Source organism: Morganella sp. BCCO 40_0007 (assembly GCF_032989665.1).
In the GTDB taxonomy this organism is placed as follows: domain Bacteria; phylum Pseudomonadota; class Gammaproteobacteria; order Enterobacterales; family Enterobacteriaceae; genus Morganella; species Morganella sibonii.
This window is the reverse complement of sequence record NZ_JAVBIN010000016.1, coordinates 39235-61309: the sequence shown is the minus strand read 5'-3', so window position 1 is coordinate 61309 and position 22075 is coordinate 39235. Positions and strand designations below refer to the sequence as shown.

Here is a 22075-nt window from a genome sequence, read left to right as displayed (position 1 = left end):
ACCTACTTACTTCATTATATACAACCACAGCCGTATACGGAAATACACAACATAGGTTGAAACCTTGTCTTAACTCAACCTTTACTTCATTTTACCGGATTGCCACCATCCTGTTACCCAGGTGAGTGCACCAAAAAACATCAGAACCCATGGTGCAACAGGCGCACCGGCCAGATAAAACAGACTGGCACAGACAAACAGGGTTGCCCCGATACCCAGTGAGAAATTCGCTTTCCGCTGAGCGGCCTGCTGCTGTTTCATTTGTTCAGTCAGTCGTTCAACACCGGATTGCAGGCGGCGCTGCTGTTTAAGACTGTCATACACCAGTTCCGGTAATTCCGGTAATTTTTCCGCCCAGAACGGCGCTTTTTCTTTGATCCCGCGGATGACGGCTTTTATACCGATCTGACTTTTCAGCCAGGATTCAAGGAATGGCTTCGCCGTTTTCCACAGATCCAGCTGCGGGTAGAGCTGACGTCCCAGCCCTTCAACATACAGCAGCGTTTTTTGTAATAACACCAGCTGCGGCTGTACTTCCATATTAAAGCGGCGGGCCGTATTAAACAGATTCAGCAACACATGACCGAAGGAGATCTCTTCCAGCGGCTTTTCAAAAATCGGTTCACAGACAGTGCGGATAGCAAATTCAAAGTCTTCCACATTGGTATCCGGCGGCACCCATCCGGAATCCACATGAAGCTCAGCCACCTTCCGGTAATCACGATTGAAGAAAGCGATAAAGTTCTCAGCGAGATAGCGCTTATCTTCTTTATTCAGAGAACCGACAATACCGCAGTCGATACCAATATACTGAGGATCGTCCGGATGCTCACGGCTGACAAAAATATTACCCGGGTGCATATCCGCATGAAAGAAACTGTCGCGGAAAACCTGAGTGAAGAAGACCTGAACGCCACGCTCGGCTAACAGCTTCATATTAGTGCCCTGCTCATGCAGAGCCGCAATATCAGAAACCGGAATACCGTAAATACGTTCCATGATCAGCACATTTTCACGGCAGAGATCGGGATAAACCTCCGGAACATAGAGCATCGGGCTGTTTTCAAAATTACGGCGCAACTGAATGGCATTAGCCGCTTCACGTTGCAGGTTCAGTTCATCCAGCAGCGTTTTTTCATACTCGCGGACAACTTCTTTCGGCCGCAGTCGTCTGCCGTCAGGTAACAGGGGAACCATGTTCGCCAGCCGGTACATCAGATGAATATCGGCCTGAATCACCGGCAGGATATCCGGGCGGATCACTTTAAGTACCACCGCCTGCCCGTTTTCTTTCAGGACAGCGGTGTGCACCTGCGCAATTGATGCGGATGCCAGCGGGGTAATATCAAAATCATCGAACCAGGTTTCCACTGGTCCTTCCAGAGCATCTTCAATCGTTTTCTTTGCCAGATTACCGTCAAACGACGAAACGCGATCCTGCAACAGCGCCAGCTGGTCAGCAATGGCCGGCGGGAACAGATCCCGGCGTGTGGAGAGCATCTGCCCGAATTTGATCCATACCGGCCCCAGTTCCTGAAGCGCCAGACGAAGACGCTCACCCAGTGCTTTATCTTTATGCTTGTTCGGCATCCAGAACAGTGAACGCCGCCAGAGACGTATCGCCCAGCTCAGGCGGTTTTTGGGGATCAGCTCATCCAGCCCGTAGTTCAGGAGGGTACGGATGATAAAATAGAGGCGTTTTATTTCACTCGGTCTCATACCCGCTTCCTGTTCTTTTTTCCAGGCGGGCGAGGCGCGCCTCAAGTTCATCCGCGATGTGTGCCACATCCGCGACTTCATCACAGAAATGGGCAGCTTCCAGCGCAGAAGGTGCCAGCGCCCATTCGCGGGTGACAGCACCGGTCAGGTATTCCTGCTGACGGCATACCGCCCGCCGGAACAACTGCCCGCCTTTCACGGCAATCTGTGTCAGTGTCTGCGCGGCAATATCACCGGTATAGGGTGCCAGATAGTGTGCAGGATCCCATTCAGCCATATCCAGCAGTGCTGAAAAATGCTGAATAACCTGCATATCACCGTCAATAATGACATCACCCTGACGGATCAGAGCTGAAAGCTGTTGTTTATCTTTCAGTTTCAGCAACGTAAGAAAACGGGTTTGCAGCACACAGTCCGCCGGCTCTTCCCAGCGGGAAATCACATCCAGCTGTTTTTCACTGAAAATCAGCGTGAACTGCATATCCGGTTCTGTCAGCCGGAGCGTCAGTGTTTTTCCGGTCAGACGGGCGCGGGCCGGTTTCAGTACACTTTCACTGTACAGCAGACGGTTGAGCACCGTTTCCAGAAATCCGGCAACCACAGGATAAAGTGCCTGCGGACTGACAGGAGACGGGATATTTTCTGCAAACGTATCAGACATATCAGAATTTGAATCCTTTATGCAGTGCCACAATACCGCCGGTCATGTTGGTGTAGGAGACATGCTCAAAGCCGGCATTTTCCATCATACCTTTCAGGGTTTCCTGATCCGGATGCATGCGGATGGATTCTGCAAGATAGCGGTAGCTGTCCGCATCATTCACAACCGCCTGCCCGATACGCGGCAGTATGTGGAAAGAATAAGCGTCATACACTTTACTCAGCGGCTCAAGCACCGGTTTGGAGAATTCCAGCACCAGCAGGCGGCCGCCCGGTTTTAACACACGGAACATAGAACGGAGCGCTTTGTCTTTATCGGTGACATTACGCAGCCCGAAAGAGATGATGATGCAGTTGAAGTAGTCATCCGGAAACGGCAGTTCTTCAGCATTCGCCTGAACATAATTCACATTACCGACAACCCCGTGATTACGCAGTTTTTCCCGGCCCATTTTCAGCATGGAATCATTGATGTCCGCGAGGATCACCTGACCGTTTTCACCGACCATACGGGAGAATTTTGCCGTGAAATCGCCGGTTCCCCCGGCAAGATCCAGCACCCGCTGACCACGACGGACACCACTGGCATCAATAGTAAAACGTTTCCAGACACGATGGATGCCGAAAGACATCAGGTCATTCATCAGATCGTATTTTGCGGCAACAGAATGAAAGACGTTTGCCACCATACCTGCTTTTTCGTTTCTGTTAACAGTGCGAAAACCAAAATCGATTGTATCCCGGGATTGCTCTTCCATTCTCTTCTTGCCTGTTTTGCCTGTGTGCATGAATTTATGATCGGAAAAGTGTATCAGCCTTTACCGCAAAACCCTATGCCCATTGTGTTGTTCTGCGAAATTAGCCGGAACCTCCGGCGGTTCATCCATCCCGCTATCCTGTTGTTCACTGAGGCGGGCTTTCTGCACCAGAATTTCATCCAGCGGGCGCTTTACCTCAACCCCCAGTTCACGGAAACCTTCTGCCTGTGACAGCAGATTTCCCCGGCCGGTGGTCAGTTTTTTCATCGCTCCGTGGTAGGTATTCTGAGCTTTATCCAGCGCCTGGCCGATACCGTCCATTTCCTCGGTAAACAGGCGAAGCTTGTCATAGAGACGGGCAGCGCGCTGTGCGATCGCCTGACTGTTCTCATGCTGATGTTCATAGCGCCAGAGGTTGGCGATTGTCCGCAGTGCCACCAGCAGTGTGGACGGGCTGACCAGCATGATATTGCTTCTGAGGGCTTCGTCCAGTAAGACACTTTCCTGCCCGATTGCCGCCAGAAACGCCGGCTCGACCGGGATAAACATCAGCACATAATCCAGTGAGTTGACTCCGCTGAGATCCTGATACGCTTTGCGGCTCAGTCCGCGGATATGCTGACGCACAGAGCTGATATGTTCGGTCAGTGCCGCCTGCTGTGCTTCCGGGGTTTCACTGTTGAAGTAACGCTCATAGGCCACCAGCGAGACTTTGGCGTCAACAATGACCTGTTTGTTCTGCGGCAGGTAAATCACCACATCCGGCTGATAACGGCTTTGTTGTTCATTTTTCAGGCTGACCTGAGTGGCGAATTCATGGCCTTCCCGCAGACCGGAGGCTTCCAGGATACGGGCAAGAATCGTTTCCCCCCAGTTACCCTGCATTTTGTTATCACCTTTCAGGGCATTGGTGAGATTGACCGCTTCCTGTGCCATCCGCAGATTGAGCTGCTGCAGACGCTGAATTTCATGTGTCAGGGTGTGCCGTTCACGGCTTTCCTGGCTGTAACTTTCCTGAACCTGCCGGTTAAAGTTATCTAACTGTTCACGGAACGGGCGCAGCAGCATAGACAGGCTCTGGCGGTTGAGTTCATCCGTCCGGCGGCCGCTCTGTTCAAAGATGCGGGAAGCCAGGTTTTCAAACTGGGTATTCAGGCGTTGCTCACTGTTGAGCAGCAGCCGCTGTTTTTCTTCGGCGGCCAGGCGGCTCTCTTCCAGCCGGGTGGTCAGCTCACGGATTTCAGCTTCCTGCTGTGCGCTGATATGACGGGCATTTTCCAGTGATTGTTCACTCTGTTCTCTGGCCTGTTGCCAGTACGCAGCCTGGCGCCGTGTTTCATCCAGCAGGGCAAGTTGTGCAATATTGTCCTGTAACAGCCGGTTTTTGTCCGCCAGCCGCTGTTGCAGGCTGAACCAGACCACACCGCCGCCCAGCAGAATACCGCTCAGAATGCCGATAAAACCATAAAGCCACTGAATATCCACGATGGCTGTCTCCTCCGCGAGTCACTTACGCCGCTTACGGTAAAATAGCACTGTACAGATGTCCACTGTCTTTTTACTGTCCGCCGTTTTTTTCGGCGCGTCACGCAAAAACCAATGTAATCCGGTGAAAATGCGGTGCTATCCGCCCATCAGCCCGGCCATCCATTTCAGCCCGAATGTGCCGGGGGCCAGCAGACCAAATGCCCAGATCACGGCAGAAAACAGATTGGCCAGCTGAAAATGGCGCTGCGGCATCGCACAGATCCCAGCCACCAGCGGCACCACCGCCCGGAACGGCCCGAAAAAGCGCCCGAGAAAAACACCCCATATCCCCCACTTTTCAAAGAACTGATGCCCTCTGACCAGGGTTTGCGGGGATCGGGAAATCGGCCACATATGACGGACATTGTCTTTGTAGTAGTAGCCGATGTAATAGGAAACCCAGTCGCCGAAAAAGGCACCGGTGGCCGCCACGAGGAAAACCGGCAGAAAATTCAGTCCGCCTTCCCCGATCAGTGCCCCGACCCCGAGCAGAATCACTGTCGCCGGAAACAACAGGGAAAGAAATGCGAGAGATTCACCGAATGCCAGCACAAAAATAATCGGCAATGCCCAGAACTCATGTTCACGGACAAACGCGGTGACGGTGGTAATAATATCTGCCGGTGCCAGAGAATCCCCCTTACTGTCTGATATTACTCAAGGAAATGGTTGCGGATTTTATCGCGGACAGCAGTAGTCAGCCCGATATCTTTCGCCAGCCAGGTATCAATACTGCCATAATGTGAGTGAATACTTTTCAGTGCAGTATTCAGGAAATCAGACTGTACGGAATACACATAGGCAAATTTTTCCACCACCGCTTCCGGCATAGTTTTCGCGTGTTCCGCCAGCAGTTCATGGCGGTAAGGTGCCAGGGTGTCGTTGGTCAGCAGGTAATCTTCCATCACCATATCGGTATCCGCGCCGAGCGCAAACAGCACCAGTGCCGAGCCCACACCGGTCCGGTCTTTCCCGACCGCACAGTGCTGTACAATGCCGCCTTTTTCCGGGTTACGCAGCATATCTCCGAGTGCATGATACGCCGGGTTGCCCAGCGGCAGCAGTTCATAAAGACGCAGCATAAAGGCTTTCGGGTCAAACTCTGTCAGTGCCTCATTGCCGAGCTTCTCAAGATTGGCGTCCACTTCTTTTGACATCGGATTTGCCGGTGCGTTCGTGTACAGCGCACCATTCCACAGGCGATCCGGTTTATCGGCAATTTCGCCGCTGTCGCGGTAATCCAGGATCTGAAACAGATTCTGCTCTGTCAGGCGGGTTAAGTCGTTGTCGCTCAGGCGATCCAGCGCCCCGGCACGGAACAGCAGGCCGGGTTTGATTTTACTGCCGTCCGGCAGTACTTTGTTTCCCAGGTCCCGGAAATTGATCCCGCCGTCAAGCGGCAGCACGGAAGGATGTGGTAATGGCTGTCTGGTCATTGATACCTCTTTATCATTATTATCAGTATGTTCGGCACGATCACTGTATCAGATTTACAGAATGAATGATTAAAAAAAAACCGCACCACCGGAAAATCCGGTGATACGGCTGATTCATGAAACCGGTAACGATCAGATGAGATGACGGGCGGCTTCCACCACAATATCCAGGGTATTGGATTCTGTTTTCTTCATCTTCGCTTCATCAGGAATTTCCTGCTGGGTGCGGTTAACAATAACCCCGGCAACCATCCCGGCACGCAGCCCCTGGCTGGCGCACATGGTCAGCAGTGTGGCGGATTCCATTTCAAAGTTCATCACGCCCATTTCCTGCCACTCTTTCATTGATCCTTTGAACCGGCGGGTCACACGGCCGCTGAACGTATCATAACGTTCCTGGCCCGGATAGAAAGTATCAGAAGAAGCGGTCACACCAATATGGACGGTAGCTTTGGCTGCTTTCGCTGCATTTACCAGCGCGGTGGTACATTCAAAGTCAGCCACGGCCGGGAATTCCATCGGCGCAAAGTGCAGACTTGCACCATCCAGGCGTACCGCAGCCGTGGTCACAAGGACATCACCGACATTAATATTTTCCTGAATCGCGCCGGTGGTACCGATACGCAGGAACGTGCGGATACCCAGCTGCGCCAGTTCTTCCACCGCGATAGAAGTGGACGGGCCGCCGATACCGGTTGAGCAGACGATGACCGCTTTGCCGTCCAGTTCACCGCGCCATGAAGTGAATTCACGCAGAGACGCGAGATGAACAGGGTTATCCATCAGGCGGGCAATTTTTTCGACCCGGTTCGGATCGCCCGGCACGATAGCCAGTGTCGCACCCTGTAAATCTGCTTTAGTCAAACCTAAATGAAATACATCAGCCATCCTGAACTCCTTTGCGAAAAAGTGATTATTGAGGACACTCTAACGTGTCGACGCACAAAATTTAGTGATTATTATCACTTCATTGATACTAACAAATGAATCAATTACATAAAAATGAGACTCAAATCACATAAACAGTGATTTGTGCTGAAAATGTCACCGGACTGCTCTCTGAAAAAGCAAAACACAGGTTGATTTTTTGTCCGCCTCACTCTACTATCCGCACCATTCCGGCACGCTGTCCGTGCTGACCTGTCACTTTCAGAACGTAAGGAGGTTCATATGACAACATTACTGTGTACTCTTTGCGGGCTCTTGCAGAACTGATTATCACACCGGTATTACAGCGTTATTTCTCCGTATTACCCGTCCCTGTTTCCTGTCTGTTTCTTCCTGACTGCCCGCCGTAAACCCGAATTTTCACTATTTTCCGGAATGGATTATGGGCAATTATATGCATTTTGTCGCGCCGGGCGTCTCTTATATCGCCTCGGATGCGACGTGGATCGAAAGTAACGCGATTCAGCAACTGATCACCACCGCACAATTACCGGGTATGACGGCTGTTGCCGGTATGCCGGATCTGCATCCCGGCAGAGGCTATCCGGTGGGTGCGGCATTTTTCTCTGAAGGCCGTTTTTATCCCGCGCTGGTCGGTAACGATATCGGCTGTGGTATGGCGCTGTACCAGACTGAGCTGAAAGTCAGCAAACTCAATGCTGACAAGGCAGAAAAACAACTGCGCAGCATGCATGACCATGCAGATGCAGACTGGCTGACAGAGCACGTGAGCGATCATTTCGCATCACATCCGTTTGCGGCGTCTCTGTCTTCTGTCGGCGGCGGAAATCATTTCGCTGAGTTTCAGCAGATCGATAAGATCTGTGATGACGGGCTGTTTGCCGCGTCCGGGCTGGATAAACAGCGTGTAATACTGCTGGTTCACAGCGGTTCACGCGGGCTGGGGCAGATGGTTCTGCGTCATCATGTTGAGCAGTTCAGCCACGGCGGACTGACAGAAAACACACCGGAAGCGGCTGAATATCTGGCGGCACATCAGCAGGCACTGGATTTTGCACAGCATAACCGGGCGCTGATTGCGCTGCGGATGATGCAGCAACTGCGTACCGGGGGTGACGCGGTACTCGATATCAATCACAACCTGGTGGAGGCCTGTACGATCAACGGACGTGACGGCTGGCTGCACCGGAAAGGGGCAACCCCGGTAAATCATGATTATGTGGTGATCCCCGGTTCACGGGGGGATTACAGTTATCTGGTGAAACCGCATGCAACCGCTGACAGCCTTTACTCTCTCGCACACGGCGCAGGGCGTAAATGGATGCGTACCGAGTGTAAAGGACGTCTTTCTCACCGTTATACGCCGGCACAGTTATCCCGGACTGATCTCGGCAGCCGGGTTATCTGCGCCAATAAACAACTGATTTATGAGGAAGCGCCGCAATCCTATAAATCTATTGAGACAGTGATAGACAGTCTGTGCGGTGCCGGACTGATTACCGTAGTGGCACGACTGAAACCGTTGCTGACCTACAAAACGAGCGGGGAGTGCTGCTGATGTTATTACAGTTTTCTGCAGCTCACGGCCCGGAAGAGTGCTGCCTGGCAGTGAAGCATGCGCTGCGTCTCTTTTTGCAGGAGGCCGCACAGTCGCCGGTCACCGTGACCATTGCGGAGGAAATGCCGTCACAGCACGGACTGCATTCCGCATTGTTGTCACTGGACGGAGAGTTTGCGGATACGCTGGCGGATCGCTGGTGCGGGACATTGCAGTGGCAGTGTGCCAGCCCGTTCCGCCCGACACACCGGCGTAAAAACTGGTTTATCGGTATCCGCCGTTTTACTGCGCCGCAGGCAGTATCAGACAGCGAGATTGTCTTTGAACGTCTTAAATCACAGGGGCCGGGCGGTCAGCATGTGAATAAGACAGAATCCGCTGTCCGGGCCACGCACATTGCCACCGGTATTACGGTCAAAGTGCAGTCTGAACGCAGTCAGCACGCCAACAAAAAACTGGCCTGCCGCCTGATTGAATGGCATCTCAGCCAGTATCAGCAACAGCAGTCCGCATCACTGAACGGCGAGCGCCACCGGTCACATCACCAGATCGAACGCGGCCGGGCAACACGCTGCTTCAGCGGGCCGGATTTCCGTCCGGTCAGCTGACGGCACATAACACAAAGCCGATCATCACTGACCGGCTTTTCTCTTCTTATATAAGGCAGATTTCCTCAGCGGGATGTCAGCGGATTTTCCCGCAGACGGCGCGCCGCTTCCACCATGTTTGCCAGAGCTTTGCGGGTTTCATCCCAGCCGCGGGTTTTCAGGCCGCAGTCCGGGTTAACCCACAGACGCTCCACGGCGATCTTATCCGCCGCTTTGCGCAGCAGGGCTTCAATCCACTCCACTTCCGGTACATTCGGTGAGTGAATATCATAAACACCCGGCCCGATTTCATTCGGATAATCAAAATCTTCGAATGCTTCCAGCAGTTCCATATCCGAGCGTGATGTTTCAATGGTGATCACATCCGCATCCAGCGCCGCGATGGAATCCATGATGTCATTGAATTCGCAGTAACACATATGGGTGTGGATCTGAGTGTCATTCTCTGCGACTGCGGCATTGAGCCGGAAGGCATCCACCGCCCAGGTGAGATACTCCGCCCACTCTTCGCGGCGCAGCGGCAGCCCTTCACGCAGTGCCGGTTCATCGATCTGGATAATACCGATCCCGGCTTTCTGTAGATCGTCCACTTCATCACGCAGTGCCAGAGCAATCTGTTTGGCAATAGTTTCGCGGCTGACATCCTCGCGCGGGAATGACCAGCAGAGAATGGTCACCGGCCCGGTCAGCATGCCTTTCACCGGTTTGCTGGTGAGGGATTGTGCGTACGTCGCCCAGTCAACCGTGATAGGTTCCGGACGGCTGATGTCACCGATGATCACCGGCGGTTTCACACAGCGGGAGCCGTAACTCTGCACCCAGCCGTTCTGCGTAAAGACATAACCGTCGAGATGCTCGCCGAAATACTCCACCATGTCATTACGTTCCGCTTCACCGTGAACCAGCACATCCAGTCCGAGCCGTTCCTGCTCATTAATCGCCTGCTTAATATGTTCAGAGATATTGGTACGGTAGAACGCTTTATCGATATTTCCTTTTTTGAAGTTCAGACGTAACCCGCGGATTTCCGTCGTTTGCGGGAAAGAACCGATTGTGGTGGTCGGCCACAGCGGCAGATTAAAACGACTGCGTTGTGCCTCTGCACGCTCAGCGTACGGCGCGGCACGTTCACTGTCGCGGGCGGTTACCGCCGCCAGCCGGGCCGCGACTGCGGCGTTATGCACGCGGGAAGAGTGGCGGCGCAGCGTGATAGGGGCACTGTATTTCTCCAGCGCGGCAATATCACCCGCCGAGCCGCTGTTGACCGCACGGGTCAGCAATGCCAGTTCTTCACATTTCTGCTGCGCAAAAGCAAACCAGCTTTTGACTTCCTCATCCAGCTTGGTTTCGTCACGCAGGTCAATCGGACTGTGCAGCAGCGAGCAGGATGTGCCAATCCACAGATCACGTTTTCCGGCCAGTGGTGCTATCACATCATATTTTTGCCGCAGGTCGGCACGCCAGACATTGCGCCCGTTAATCAGACCGGCGGAGAGCAGCCAGTCTGCCGGTAAGGCTTCATGAATAGCCTGAATATCATCGCTGCCTGCGACAAAATCAACATGCAGCCCCTGCACCGGTAGTTCACAGATAAGCGGCAGATGGTGGCCCACGCTGTCAAAATAGGTGGTCAGCAGCAGTTTGGTATGCCCCTGCAAAGCATCATACGCGGTACGGTAAGCGGACTGCCATTCCGGTGGTAAATCCAGTACCAGTGCCGGTTCATCAATCTGAATCCACTCAATACCGCGCTCCGCCAGTTTTTCCAGCACGGTTTTATAGGCTGCCAGCAGTGACGGCAGTAATGATAAGCGATCAAACTGAGCGCCTTTCACTTTGCCGAGCCACAGATACGTGACCGGCCCGAGCAGTACCGGTTTCACCGCAAAGCCCTGCTCCAGCGCCTCATCCACCTCGTCAAACAGCTGCGGCCAGCTCACGCTGAAGGTTTGCCCGCGCTGAAACTCCGGCACAATATAGTGATAGTTGGTGTTAAACCATTTTGTCATTTCCGCTGCTGCGGCCGGTTCACCGGAAGGCGCACGGCCACGGGCGATACGGAACAGCGTATCGAGGTCAATATCCCCGTCAGCACCGGCATGACGCGGCGGCACATTACCAAACAGCAGACTGGTGCCGAGAACATGATCGTACCAGGCGAAATCCCCGACCGGCAATAATTCAACCCCGGCCTCTTTTTGCAGCTGCCAGTGGCGGCGGCGTAATTCACGGCCGGTATCGCGCAGCTCATCCTGCGAAATCTGCCCTGCCCAGTAACCTTCAAGCGCTTTTTTCAGTTCTCTTTTCAGACCGATACGCGGAAAACCCAGAGTGTGATTATGTGTCGTCATAAAAAATCCTATCATTTAGCCATCCAGATGTTTACACATCCATAATCAACGGGTACTGTATAAGAAACAAGCGCAAATTCTTCATCGCTAACCTGAAGGTTCCTCATGATAGAAATAAAACATTTAAAAACGATTCAGGCACTGAATCAGTCAGGGTCGCTCGCGGGAGCAGCAGGTGCGTTACATCAGACACAATCCGCCCTTTCCCATCAGTTCAGTGAACTGGAACACCGGCTCGGCTACCGGATTTTTATCCGCAAAACCCAGCCGCTGCAATTCACTCCGCAGGGACAGGTGCTGCTGCAACTGGCAGAGCAGGTACTGCCGCTGGTGAAAGATGCTATCCGTGAGTGTAATGAGCCGGGGCTGACCGCGCTGCGCGTGGCGATTGAGTGCCACAGCTGCATTCAGTGGCTGACCCCCGCACTGGCGCATTTCCGCGAAAGCTGGCCGCAGATTAATGTCGATTTCACTTCCGGCGTCAGTTTTGATCCGCAGCCGGAACTGCTGAAACGCGAACTCGATGTGGTGCTGACATCCGACATTGATGAGCAGCACAACGGGAAGCTGACGTATACACCACTGTTTGATTATGAGGTGAAACTGGTGGTGGCACCGGATCATCCGCTGGCCCGCCGTCTGCATATTCAGCCGCAGGATCTGACAGCAGAAACCCTGCTGATTTATCCGGTGCAACGTCAGCGCTTTGATATCTGGCGGCGTTTCCTGCAACCGGCCGGTGTTTCCCCGCAGATAAAAACCGTGGATAACACCCTGCTGATGATCCAGATGGTGGCTGCCCGTATGGGGATCGCCGCACTGCCGCACTGGGCGGTGGAGAATTTCGAAAGACAGGGAATGGTGGTGACCAAAACCTTAGGGGAAGGATTGTGGAGCCGGCTGTATGCCGCAAACCGCAGCGGGGAACAGCGTCAGCCGGCTGTTGAGTCGTTTATTCGTGCGACGCGTCAGCACGCGGTGGACAATCTGCCTTTTGTAAAGACGGCTTCAGTATCCATACCCGGTGCACCCACAGCGATGCAACAATCAGGGTTGCGCCAATGCTGAACGTGAGCCAGTCCGGATGCTGCTGCCAGATGGCGAAGTTCACCAGTAACCCCGCCGGAACCATCATGTTGTTCATGATCGCGAGTGTTCCGGCGTCCACCTGTGTGGCACCGTAGTTCCACATAAAGTAGCCGATCCCGGAAGCACCAATCCCCAGCCACAGCAGGACGCCCCACTGTAACTGCGTGGACGGCATTTTGGCGAAATTACCGAACAGCAGCCAGCCCGCCAGCGCCACCACACAGGCACCGAGGTAGAACCAGGAGAATGCCGTGCGCTGCACCAGCGGATGCACTTCCATCAGCCGCTTGTAACCCACCTGGCCGATGGCAAAGAAGATATTCGCCAGCTGCACCAGAATCAGCCCTGTCCAGAAAGAATCACTGAGATGGTCATAGCGGATCACCGCCGCACCAATCACCGCCAGCAGCGAACTGAACACATATCCCCACCGCAACCCGCGCCGCTCCAGCAGATCATAAATCAGTGTCACATAAAGCGGCGTCAGCACGGTGAACAGCAGAAATTCCGCGACAGTCAGGTAGTTGTAGGCATGGAAAACAAAGAGATACATAATGCCGAGCTGACAGGCACCCACCGCCATATACATCAGAATGACTTTTGTGGCGATCCCGCGCCAGCGCAGAAACGGCAGGAAAACCAGTGCCGCCAGCGACACCCGGACTAATACAGAGAACCAGCTGTCCACCTGACCGGCGAGATACTCGCCAATCAGGCTGAATGATGCGGCCCATAAAATCGTGGTAATAATCAGTAACGGCATCGGTTATGTTTCTTTCTCAACCAGCAGGGCTTCCAGCAGATCCAGATCATGCAGCAGCAGTTGCAGGGTTTCATTGCTGATATTACGGGTCGCACGCTGGTGATACAGCTCCCCGCGCTCGGCACGCAGTGCCGTCAGACGGAAACGGCGTTCCAGATCTTCCACCTGGAGATTGTATTCCATCTCATCCCCCCCGGCGGTACGCCGCCTGAGGTGTCCGGCAACCCGCGAAGCCACCTCGCTGATAGCTTCCGCATCCAGCGCCTCGTCCGAACTGGCGGACAAACGCTCTTCCATCTTGCCGATACTGACAATCGCCACTTCCGCCATCGCCGCTTTCGCCGCGCGGATTTCATTGGCATCTGCCTGTTTATCCCCGACATTCATGCCCTTGAGCAGGAACGGCAGTGATACCACCCCCATAAAGAGCGAGAAGATAATCACCCCGGCGGCGATAAACACCATCTGATAACGGGCCGGGAACGGCGTGCCGTCCGGCAGGAACAGCGGGATGGACAGCACACCCGCCAGTGTTATCGCCCCGCGCACCCCGGCAAATGACGCCAGCCACAGGTCACGGGTGGTGTAGAATGTAAAGTCCAGCGGTTTGCGTTTTAAGGTCAGGCGGCTGACGGTTTTCATCATCCACAGCCAGCAGAAACGCAGTACCAGCAGGGCAAAATAGATCACGATAACCGCGGTAAACAGCATCCATGTTTCTACTGTCGGGTCCAGTTCCGCCTCAATAACGGACACCTGCCAGATCCCCGGCAGTTGCAGGCCGAGCATAATAAAGACCAGACCGTTAAAGACGAATTCCAGCATCCCCCAGACGTTATCTGCCCGCAGACGCATCGCCAGCGGCGCATTGCGGATCACGCCGGATTTGCTGATAGTCATCCCTGCTGCCACGGCCGCCAGGATACCGGACACACCGATATGTTCCGCAATCAGATAAGAAGCAAACGGCAGGAGCAACATAAAGACGATTTGCGTGGCCGGGTCATCCCCGCTCCAGCGGCTCATCAGACGCAGCGATTTACTGTACAGCCAGGTGACCGCCACCCCCGCCAGCAGACCGCCGATAGCGACTTTGAAGAATTCCAGCGTGACCCCGGTGACCGAGAAAATCATCGTGCCCATGACAATTGCCACGGCAAATTTCAGCGCGACCAGACCGGAGGCGTCGTTCATCAGCGCCTCGCCTTCCAGAATGCCCATCATCTGTTTCGGAATGCGCCCTTTGCCGACAATCGACGACAGCGCCACGGCATCTGTAGGTGACAGTACCGCAGCAAGAGCAAAGGCCGGAATCAGCTCAATCCCCGGCATCAGCCAGTAGATCAGATACCCGATACCAATAACGGTGACCAGCACCAGGAACAGCACCAGAATGAAGATTTCCCGCCCTTTCTGCATAAATTCCCGGGTCGGGGTTTTCCAGCCGTCAACAAACAGCAACGGCGGTATCAGCAGGACAAGAAACAGTTCAGGGTCGAACGTGACATGCAGACCAAACTGCGGGAAGGCAAGCAGTGCCCCCATTGCGATCTGAATAATAGGTAACGGAATACGATACGGAATCATTTTGGTGAGAACACCGGACACCGACACGACCAGAATCAAAATAAGAATCGTAAAGAATATTTCCATATTACCCTTACTGAACTTAGGGCTTAATCAGCCCGCTGACAAAGAAGACACTGTTAATAACGGCAAAAAAACCGTAATAAGACCCCGGAAGAGAAAAAATTACCGCCGGTTGCCACTATCATACAAAAAAAGCAGCGGCGGATGCGTTATCCGCCACTGCTATTTTATCTTCTCATGCCATTAATTCGGGCAATTAATTAGTATTTTGAGACAAATCGTATAAATAAAGCGTATCGTCACCACCAACTTCCGTTAAGTGGTGATTTATTACTTAAATTGCCCAGCCGCCAGCATAAAACGCCACCAGTGCCGCTGCGATAAGAACAGTGCCGATATTCAGCTTACGCCATTCACCCCCGGCGATACGGCCGATAACCAGTGAAGCAAAGCCCAGCATAATCCCGGTTACAATGTTACCGGTCAGCACAATAAACACCGCACACAGTAAACCGGACATCGAACCGACAAAGTCACCGAAATCCAGTTTACTGACATTACTCAGCATCAGCAGGCCGACATACATCAGTGCCGGTGCCGTGGCATAGGCCGGAACCAGATAAGAGAGCGGAGAGAGGAACAGGATCAGCAGGAACAGCACACCGACTACCGTCGCGGTCAGACCGGTACGGCCACCCGCAGCAGCACCGGCCGCAGATTCGATATACACCGCAGCAGGTGCCGCGCCGACAACACCGGCCACAATACTGCTGACTGAGTCAGTTGTCAGTGCTTTGCCGCCGTTAATGATCTGATTATCTTTATCCAGCAGATTTGCCTGACCGGCAACCGCGCGGATCGTACCTGTCGCATCAAACACCGCCGTCATCACCAGTGCCAGGACTGTCGGCAACACCAGCGGCTTCAGTGCGCCCATAATATCCATGCTGAAAAAGAGTGACAGTCCGTCATCACCAAGAGATGGTAATTTGAAAAAGCCCTGATATTTCACATTCGGGTCAAAAATCAGCCCGATAACGGAAATCGCAATAATAACCAGCAGTACCGCACCCGGGACTTTCAGACGTTCCAGGCCGAAAATCACCGCCAGACCGGCCAGTGCAATCATCACAGGGAAAGAGGTGAAATCCCCCAGCACCACCGGCATACCTGCGTTCGGGTTTTTAATCACAAGATCGATATTGGTGGCGGCGATCAGCAGCAGGAACAGGCCGATACCGATACCGGTACCGTGTGCAATCCCCATCGGAATATTACGCAGGATCCATGTCCGGATACCGGTTACGGAGATCAGGGTAAACAGAACTCCCATCAGGAAGACCGCGCCCAGTACGACCGGAATCGGGATATTCTGACCAAGCACCATGCTGAATGCCGTAAAGGCTGTCAGGGAGATCGCACAGCCGATCGCCATCGGCAGATTCGCCCACAGCCCCATCAGCAGAGAGCCGAACCCGGCAACCAGACAGGTGGCGATAAAAACTGCCGTATGCGGGAAACCCGCCTGGCCGAGCATACCCGGCACAACAATCACGGAGTACACCATCGCCAGGAATGTGGTCAGTCCGGCGAGAACTTCACGGCGGACAGTCGTTCCGCGCTCAGTCAGTTTAAAAAATTGGTCTAATTTGCACCCGCTTTGCGGCTGTGTCGCAGACATGTCATCACCTGTGTTAATGAATTTTGTGTCACATCACGTAAACGATTGCGTTTTCAGAAAAAATCTGCCGGTTTCCGGGTAAAAAAACCGGATACACACGACGCAAACGTTTGGCTTTCAACAGAGAAAAGATGTGATTTTTTGAGGCAAACGATTATCTTAGGAAAAATCCTGATAATCAAGGCCAAATCCGGGAATTTTTTCACATCTGCCGCACAGACGGGTTATCATCATCCGTCCCGGTGCCTGATGACGGAATCTGTAATGAAACTGACTGCTTATCTCCTCCCCGTGAGCCTGTTCTGCGCTGTTTTACCGGCGGCACATGCCGCGATCACCCCGCTCAGCCCGGACACCTGCCGCGCTATGACCGCACTTGGCATTATCACACCGGAAAACCCGGTGCCCTGTGAACGGCTGGTGAATGTGGATGTCCGGTTTATCACCTTTGAGGGTGAAACCCGCACCGGCACCATTACTGTCGCCGATATTATTGCCCCTGAAACGGAAGCGCTGTTCGGTGAGTTGTACCGGCAGAAATTTCCGCTGCACAGTGTGCTGCCGATAGAGGATTTCGGCGGTGATGATGAGGCATCCATGGCCGCCAATAATACGTCGGCATTTAACGGCCGTCGTCAGGCAAGTCAGAAAGCCTGGTCAAAACACGCTTACGGCATGGCGATCGATATTAATCCGCAGCAAAACCCTTACCGCTTCCGCGATAAAAACGGCCGTGTGACCATCAGCCCGCCGCAATCCGCCACGGCGCTGACCAACAGAGAAAACATTCGTAACGGAAAAATGGAAACGGTGCTGCCGCTGGTTTTCAGCCACGGTTTTCTCCGCTGGGGCGGGGAATGGAAAAATCCGGTGGATTTTCAGCATGCGGAGATCGGCAGTTTTACCTTTATTAATCATCTGCTGTCACTGCCGCTGCCGGACGCACAGGCAGAATACCGTGCCTATGCCGCCCGCTACCGCGACTGTTTCCGTAAAAGCAAAACCGGTGATGAGCTGTTGCGCGCCCGGCAATGCGCTAAAAAAATCCTGCGCTGACCGCCGTCAGTGCACCAGGTTACTGATCAGCAGCGTCAGCCCGGCCAGCAGGATCACCATATTCAGGAAACGGAAAAAGGCCTCTTTCGGAATACGCATGGTGATATGCCGCCCGAGGACAATCCCCGCCACCATCGCAGGCAGAAACAGCAGCGCAGTAATAGCGATTTCGCTGTTCCAATAGATGCCCATGATCAGAAAAATAATCACGCGGGTTAATGTACTGAAGCCAATCAGCGTGGTCTGCGTGATACGGAACCGGTTTCTGTCCTCAATCCGCCCGGCAAAATAGATGGCATACACAAACCCGCCCGCCCCGAACAGCGCACTCAGAATACCGCCGCCGATACCAAACGGAATAATGTATTTCTGCGGATAATGCCGTGCCGTCTTCTTAATAAAGAGAGAATAAAGCGCATAGAGAACAATAAACGCTCCGAGGAGCACCGCCAGCAAATCAGGATGTGTTTTCAGCAGAATCGCCGCACCAATCAGACTGCCGCCGATCATCAGCGGCACCATCCATTTCAGCTCGGCAAAATCGGCTTTGCGCCCGTCGCGGGTAATGTTAATCACCGCCGCGCCCAGATCCATCAGTGCCAGCATCGGCACAATGTGCGAAACCGGAATAAAGAAAGCCAGCACCGGACTTGCGATCAGCGCAGATCCGAATCCGACCATCCCGAAGACCAGATAACCGGCGAAGAGCACGGTAAAACAGATGAAAAAATCTGCCCATGGCAGGGTGTAGATCATGGTGAGCACCCGTTTAATGACATATGTTAATTATCACCATGCCGGACGCTTTCATCTGATAACATCATTTATCAGACCTGTCTTTCCGGAAAATCACGGCTTACTGTTGTACAACAAGTGTGCAATACTAACAGGGTTTCCCTGCAAATTTCATTGGTATCAATTACATTATGCTTAAAACCAGTGCCCACATCGGCCAGAAAGTCAAACTGCTGCGCCAGGCGCGTAACCTGTCGCTCAATGATCTTTCAAAACTCTCCGGCATCTCGAAAGCCGCGCTGTCCAAACTGGAATCCGGTGATTCCAATCCGCGTATCGATACACTGGAGGCCATTGCCGTTGCACTGCGTTTTCCGCTGGGCGATCTGTTTACCGCCAGTAATGAAGGTTATCCCCGTTACGAAAAAAATAAAGTCTTTAAAGGGGAATATGCGGAAGATTTTAAATTCCGTGTCGGTATGGGGAATATTTCGGAGATCTGGCACCTGAAGATGATCCGCGGTGCGATTATTAACAGTCCCGCGCACAGTACCGGTACCCATGAACATATTCTTATCCATCAGGGTACGCTGATGATGCGCTTTAATGAAGATCAGACAGTACTGCTGGAAACGGGGGATTTCTATGCGTTCTCCTGTGATATTCCCCACTCTTATATCTGCATGGAAGGTGAGCTGAGCGGTACGCTGATTATGTCTTATTCCCATATCGGCCAGACATCGCCGTAATTCCGGACAAAAAACCGGGCTTATCAGCCCGGTTTTATCACTCTACTGAATGTATTTATTCAGTTGTTCAAAGATACTGATATCTTCGTTGTACTTCACGTCCTGCACGTCTTCCAGTTTTTCCACCTGACTGACCATCTGGCTTAGTCGATCATCCGATTTCACCAGCAGCCAGATATGGCTGTGATCCTGTCCCGGCAGCGGCAGGCACAGAATACCGTCCACGTTAAACGCCCGGCGGGCAAACAGACCGCAAATGTGCGTCATAACACCGGGGTGGTTACGGACGACCAGTTCCAGAGCGATAGGCTGATTATTTTTTTCCATGATTCTGTCCTCTGTCATCAGGCTGTGACCATATCGATATTGGCATCACCCGGCAATACCATCGGCCACACTTTTTCACTGACATCGATTAATGCGTGGATCAGACACGGCCCGGGATGGTCAATCGCCGCCTGCAATGCAGCATGCGGATCACTCTCTTTATTCAGATCACAGGTATGCAATCCGAAACCTTTGGCAATCGTCACAAAATCAGTCTGATACGGATAGGCAGATGCCACAATATGCTCATCGAACATCAGCGTCTGCTGCTGGTGAACCATCCCCAGCGCCTGGTTATTCATCAGAATAATTTTGATATCCAGATTATGCTCTGCGGCTGTCGCCATCTCCTGGATATTCATCATAATACTGCCGTCACCGGTAAAGCAGATAATTTTGCGTGACGGCTCCGCCAGTGCGGCACCAATCGCCGCCGGTAAACCAAAGCCCATGGTTCCCAGCCCGCCGGAGGTCAGCCACTGGCGCGGACGGCATAACGGATACGCCTGCGCCACCCACATCTGGTGCTGACCGACATCCGTGGTGATAATGGCATCGTTATCCACCGCATCCGCCACCGCAGCGATCAGCCCGAAGTGACTTAACGGATTGCTCTTGTTGATCTGCTCCAGAGGGAATTCCTGCTTGATCTGCGTGATATGATCATTCCACGCCTGACGCGTATTCACCTCAATCTGCGGCAGCAGCATGGCGAGAACCTGTCCGGCGTCCGCGTTGATCGCGATATCCGGCTGCTTGATCTTGCTGATCTCCGCACGGTCGATATCCACATGAATAATTTTGGCATCCGGGCAGAACTGCTCGGCTTTGCCGATGGCCCGGTCGTCAAAACGCGCCCCGATCACAATCAGCAAATCAGATTCCTGCAAAATCATGTTGGTATAGCGGGCGCCGTGCATCCCTAACATCCCCAGATAGAGCGGATGCTGCTGCGGAATGGTACCTAACCCCATCAGGGTCATGGTGGTCGGTAACCCGGCACGTTCGGCAAAACTCTGCACCAGCTGCTGTGACTGTGAAGCCACAATACCTCCGCCGATATACAGGATCGGGCGCTTCGCCTGATTAATCATGGCGGCCGCTTCGCTGACTTTTTCGGCATCAAACAGTGGTAACGAATCTTTTGGCATGATTGGCGGCAATTCATCAATCTCAATGATGGCTGCCTGAACATCTTTCGGCACATCCACCCAGACCGGTCCCGGACGGCCGGATTCCGCAATACGGAATGCATCCGCAATAATACCCGGCAGATCCTGAACGTTGCGTACCAGATAATTATGCTTGGTGATAGGGATAGACATGCCGTAAGTGTCCACTTCCTGGAAGGCATCAGTACCGATCATCGGCGAAGAGACCTGGGCGGTGATACAAACCAGCGGAACCGAATCCAGTTTGGCATCCGCAATCGCGGTCATCAGATTGGTCGCACCCGGCCCGCTGGAGGAGATACATACCGCCGCTTTGCCGGTTGTGCGGGCAATACCCTGCGCGATAAACCCGGCCCCCTGTTCGTGACGGGCGAGGATATGGCGGATGCGGCTTTTGCCTAGCGCATCATACAGCGGCAGAGCCGCCCCGCCCGGAATCCCGGAGACAGAAGTGATCCCGTGCTGTTCTAACATGCGGATAATTAATTCCGCCCCCGTCATCCGGGTTTTTGCCTGAGTCTGCTGTGAAGCTCCCATAACATCATCCTTTTCTTAACAACCGGTTCAGTTTCGCGGAGCCTGACATAAAAAAACCCCGCTCGGTTTACGCCGGCGGGGTTAGTGATCCTGTTGCTGATCCCAGCCCGTTACGGCGCGCTGCCGACGACCACCACCACTACCACACGCACGACGACAACCGCGTCTGATAGCGCGGTTGTTAGTAGTACGTTTTGCGGACGGGTGAATGGTTTCACGGGGTATCTCTCAACAGTAAATTGTGTATGAATAAATTCGGTTCGTACTTTAAAAAAACATAAGAATGAAATCTGTACAAGCCTTTTTTCATTTATTTTTTATTCAGCCGCTGAATTGTGATCATTATCACTAATAAATCACTACCATAAAAATCAAAAATAACTAACCTATTGATTTAAAATAAAATATCAAAATACTCAATTTACTGTTACAGCGGGAAACAGTACTGTTTCCGCTAAAAAACAGCGATAAAAAAGGGAAAAGAAACAATTATCCGGAGCTATACAAACCATGGAACGAAAATCACAGCGGAATATATCGCAGGGAGATCACTGAAAACAGCGCCTGTTCACATTATCGCTGTCAGTCACTAAAAATCATTTTTTTATCAGTTTTATTGCTCAGTGCAATAAAAAACAGGATTTATTCAATTACCGGGCCGATTAACAGAATACGTTAAAATGTGATTATTTGGTTAAAAATAATCTGACAAGTTACATCGAAATTACAAATACAGCTAAAACAGGTGTTTTTACGTGATATTGATCACATATAATTACTGCTGTGATTGTCACGTTTCAGGTTTACAGATAAAACGTAATCCGACACATGCTCTTTAAGCCTCTTATCA

General features: G+C 52.7%; 19 protein-coding genes. 5 read left to right on the top strand and 14 right to left on the bottom strand.

Features of this window, described 5'->3' with window-relative positions:
• Positions 1–81: 81 nt before the first annotated feature.
• From ubiB to udp, 7 genes are all read right to left on the bottom strand, one after another.
• The gene (ubiB, locus tag R5268_RS17940) at positions 82–1719 is read right to left on the bottom strand and encodes a ubiquinone biosynthesis regulatory protein kinase UbiB (protein ID WP_046892761.1); all 1638 of its coding nucleotides are present in this window, start codon (positions 1717–1719) and stop codon (positions 82–84) included.
• Complete coding sequence (locus R5268_RS17935; protein ID WP_230059633.1) at positions 1706–2380, bottom strand: SCP2 domain-containing protein; 675 nt, start codon at positions 2378–2380, stop codon at positions 1706–1708. The genes ubiB and R5268_RS17935 overlap by 14 nt, the downstream gene beginning before the upstream one ends.
• 1 nt (position 2381) lies before the next feature.
• Positions 2382–3137: a bifunctional demethylmenaquinone methyltransferase/2-methoxy-6-polyprenyl-1,4-benzoquinol methylase UbiE gene (gene ubiE / locus R5268_RS17930; RefSeq protein ID WP_127377601.1), complete on the bottom strand. Its 756-nt coding sequence runs from the start codon at positions 3135–3137 to the stop codon at positions 2382–2384.
• Positions 3138–3197: 60 nt separating this feature from the next.
• On the bottom strand, positions 3198–4622 hold the full coding sequence (rmuC, locus tag R5268_RS17925) for a DNA recombination protein RmuC (RefSeq protein WP_317420162.1): 1425 nt from the start codon (positions 4620–4622) through the stop codon (positions 3198–3200).
• Between the two features lie 138 nt (positions 4623–4760).
• Complete coding sequence (locus R5268_RS17920; RefSeq protein WP_317420206.1) at positions 4761–5294, bottom strand: DedA family protein; 534 nt, start codon at positions 5292–5294, stop codon at positions 4761–4763.
• A gap of 23 nt (positions 5295–5317) precedes the next feature.
• On the bottom strand, positions 5318–6100 hold the full coding sequence (locus R5268_RS17915) for a tyrosine-protein phosphatase (protein ID WP_046892756.1): 783 nt from the start codon (positions 6098–6100) through the stop codon (positions 5318–5320).
• Between the two features lie 132 nt (positions 6101–6232).
• The gene (gene udp / locus R5268_RS17910; RefSeq protein ID WP_004238238.1) at positions 6233–6988 is read right to left on the bottom strand and encodes a uridine phosphorylase; all 756 of its coding nucleotides are present in this window, start codon (positions 6986–6988) and stop codon (positions 6233–6235) included.
• Between the two features lie 442 nt (positions 6989–7430).
• On the opposite strand from udp, the gene R5268_RS17905 reads away from it, so the two are divergent.
• Together R5268_RS17905 and prfH are read left to right on the top strand one after the other, a co-directional pair.
• The gene (locus R5268_RS17905) at positions 7431–8567 is read left to right on the top strand and encodes an RNA ligase RtcB family protein (RefSeq protein WP_317420165.1); all 1137 of its coding nucleotides are present in this window, start codon (positions 7431–7433) and stop codon (positions 8565–8567) included.
• The gene (prfH, locus tag R5268_RS17900; RefSeq protein WP_317420167.1) at positions 8567–9175 is read left to right on the top strand and encodes a peptide chain release factor H; all 609 of its coding nucleotides are present in this window, start codon (positions 8567–8569) and stop codon (positions 9173–9175) included. The genes R5268_RS17905 and prfH overlap by 1 nt, the downstream gene beginning before the upstream one ends.
• A 65-nt stretch (positions 9176–9240) precedes the next feature.
• Here the strand turns inward: prfH and metE are convergent, their stop codons facing one another.
• Positions 9241–11526, bottom strand: coding sequence for a 5-methyltetrahydropteroyltriglutamate--homocysteine S-methyltransferase (metE, locus tag R5268_RS17895; RefSeq protein ID WP_317420169.1), 2286 nt, complete (start codon positions 11524–11526; stop codon positions 9241–9243).
• A gap of 105 nt (positions 11527–11631) precedes the next feature.
• Here metE and metR point away from each other — a divergent pair, with 105 nt between their 5' ends.
• Entirely contained in the window at positions 11632–12594 is a 963-nt protein-coding gene (metR, locus tag R5268_RS17890) for an HTH-type transcriptional regulator MetR (RefSeq protein ID WP_054426156.1), read from the top strand.
• Here metR and R5268_RS17885 read toward each other — a convergent pair.
• From R5268_RS17885 to R5268_RS17875, 3 genes are all read right to left on the bottom strand, one after another.
• Positions 12479–13378, bottom strand: a complete 900-nt coding sequence (locus R5268_RS17885) for a carboxylate/amino acid/amine transporter (protein WP_317420170.1) — start codon at positions 13376–13378, stop codon at positions 12479–12481. The two genes, metR and R5268_RS17885, sit on opposite strands and share 116 nt — an antisense overlap.
• Before the next feature lie 3 nt (positions 13379–13381).
• Positions 13382–15031 (bottom strand): Na+/H+ antiporter, encoded by a 1650-nt coding sequence (locus tag R5268_RS17880; RefSeq protein WP_046892750.1) that lies wholly within the window; start codon positions 15029–15031, stop codon positions 13382–13384.
• A 271-nt stretch (positions 15032–15302) separates the two neighbouring features.
• The gene (locus R5268_RS17875; RefSeq protein ID WP_046892749.1) at positions 15303–16649 is read right to left on the bottom strand and encodes an NCS2 family permease; all 1347 of its coding nucleotides are present in this window, start codon (positions 16647–16649) and stop codon (positions 15303–15305) included.
• Between the two features lie 264 nt (positions 16650–16913).
• Between R5268_RS17875 and R5268_RS17870 the strand changes: the two genes are divergently transcribed.
• Entirely contained in the window at positions 16914–17705 is a 792-nt protein-coding gene (locus R5268_RS17870) for a M15 family metallopeptidase (RefSeq protein WP_317420171.1), read from the top strand.
• A gap of 6 nt (positions 17706–17711) precedes the next feature.
• On the opposite strand, the gene R5268_RS17865 is transcribed toward R5268_RS17870, so the two are convergent.
• The gene (locus R5268_RS17865) at positions 17712–18461 is read right to left on the bottom strand and encodes a sulfite exporter TauE/SafE family protein (protein ID WP_317420173.1); all 750 of its coding nucleotides are present in this window, start codon (positions 18459–18461) and stop codon (positions 17712–17714) included.
• 170 nt (positions 18462–18631) lie between these two features.
• Here R5268_RS17865 and R5268_RS17860 point away from each other — a divergent pair, with 170 nt between their 5' ends.
• A complete protein-coding gene (locus R5268_RS17860) occupies positions 18632–19189 on the top strand; it encodes an XRE family transcriptional regulator (RefSeq protein WP_317420175.1) in 558 nt (185 codons plus the stop codon).
• A gap of 42 nt (positions 19190–19231) precedes the next feature.
• On the opposite strand, the gene ilvN is transcribed toward R5268_RS17860, so the two are convergent.
• The gene (ilvN, locus tag R5268_RS17855; RefSeq protein ID WP_004238249.1) at positions 19232–19516 is read right to left on the bottom strand and encodes an acetolactate synthase small subunit; all 285 of its coding nucleotides are present in this window, start codon (positions 19514–19516) and stop codon (positions 19232–19234) included.
• Positions 19517–19533: 17 nt separating this feature from the next.
• Positions 19534–21225 (bottom strand): acetolactate synthase large subunit, encoded by a 1692-nt coding sequence (ilvB, locus tag R5268_RS17850; protein ID WP_107680351.1) that lies wholly within the window; start codon positions 21223–21225, stop codon positions 19534–19536.
• Between the last annotated feature and the right edge of the window lie 850 nt (positions 21226–22075).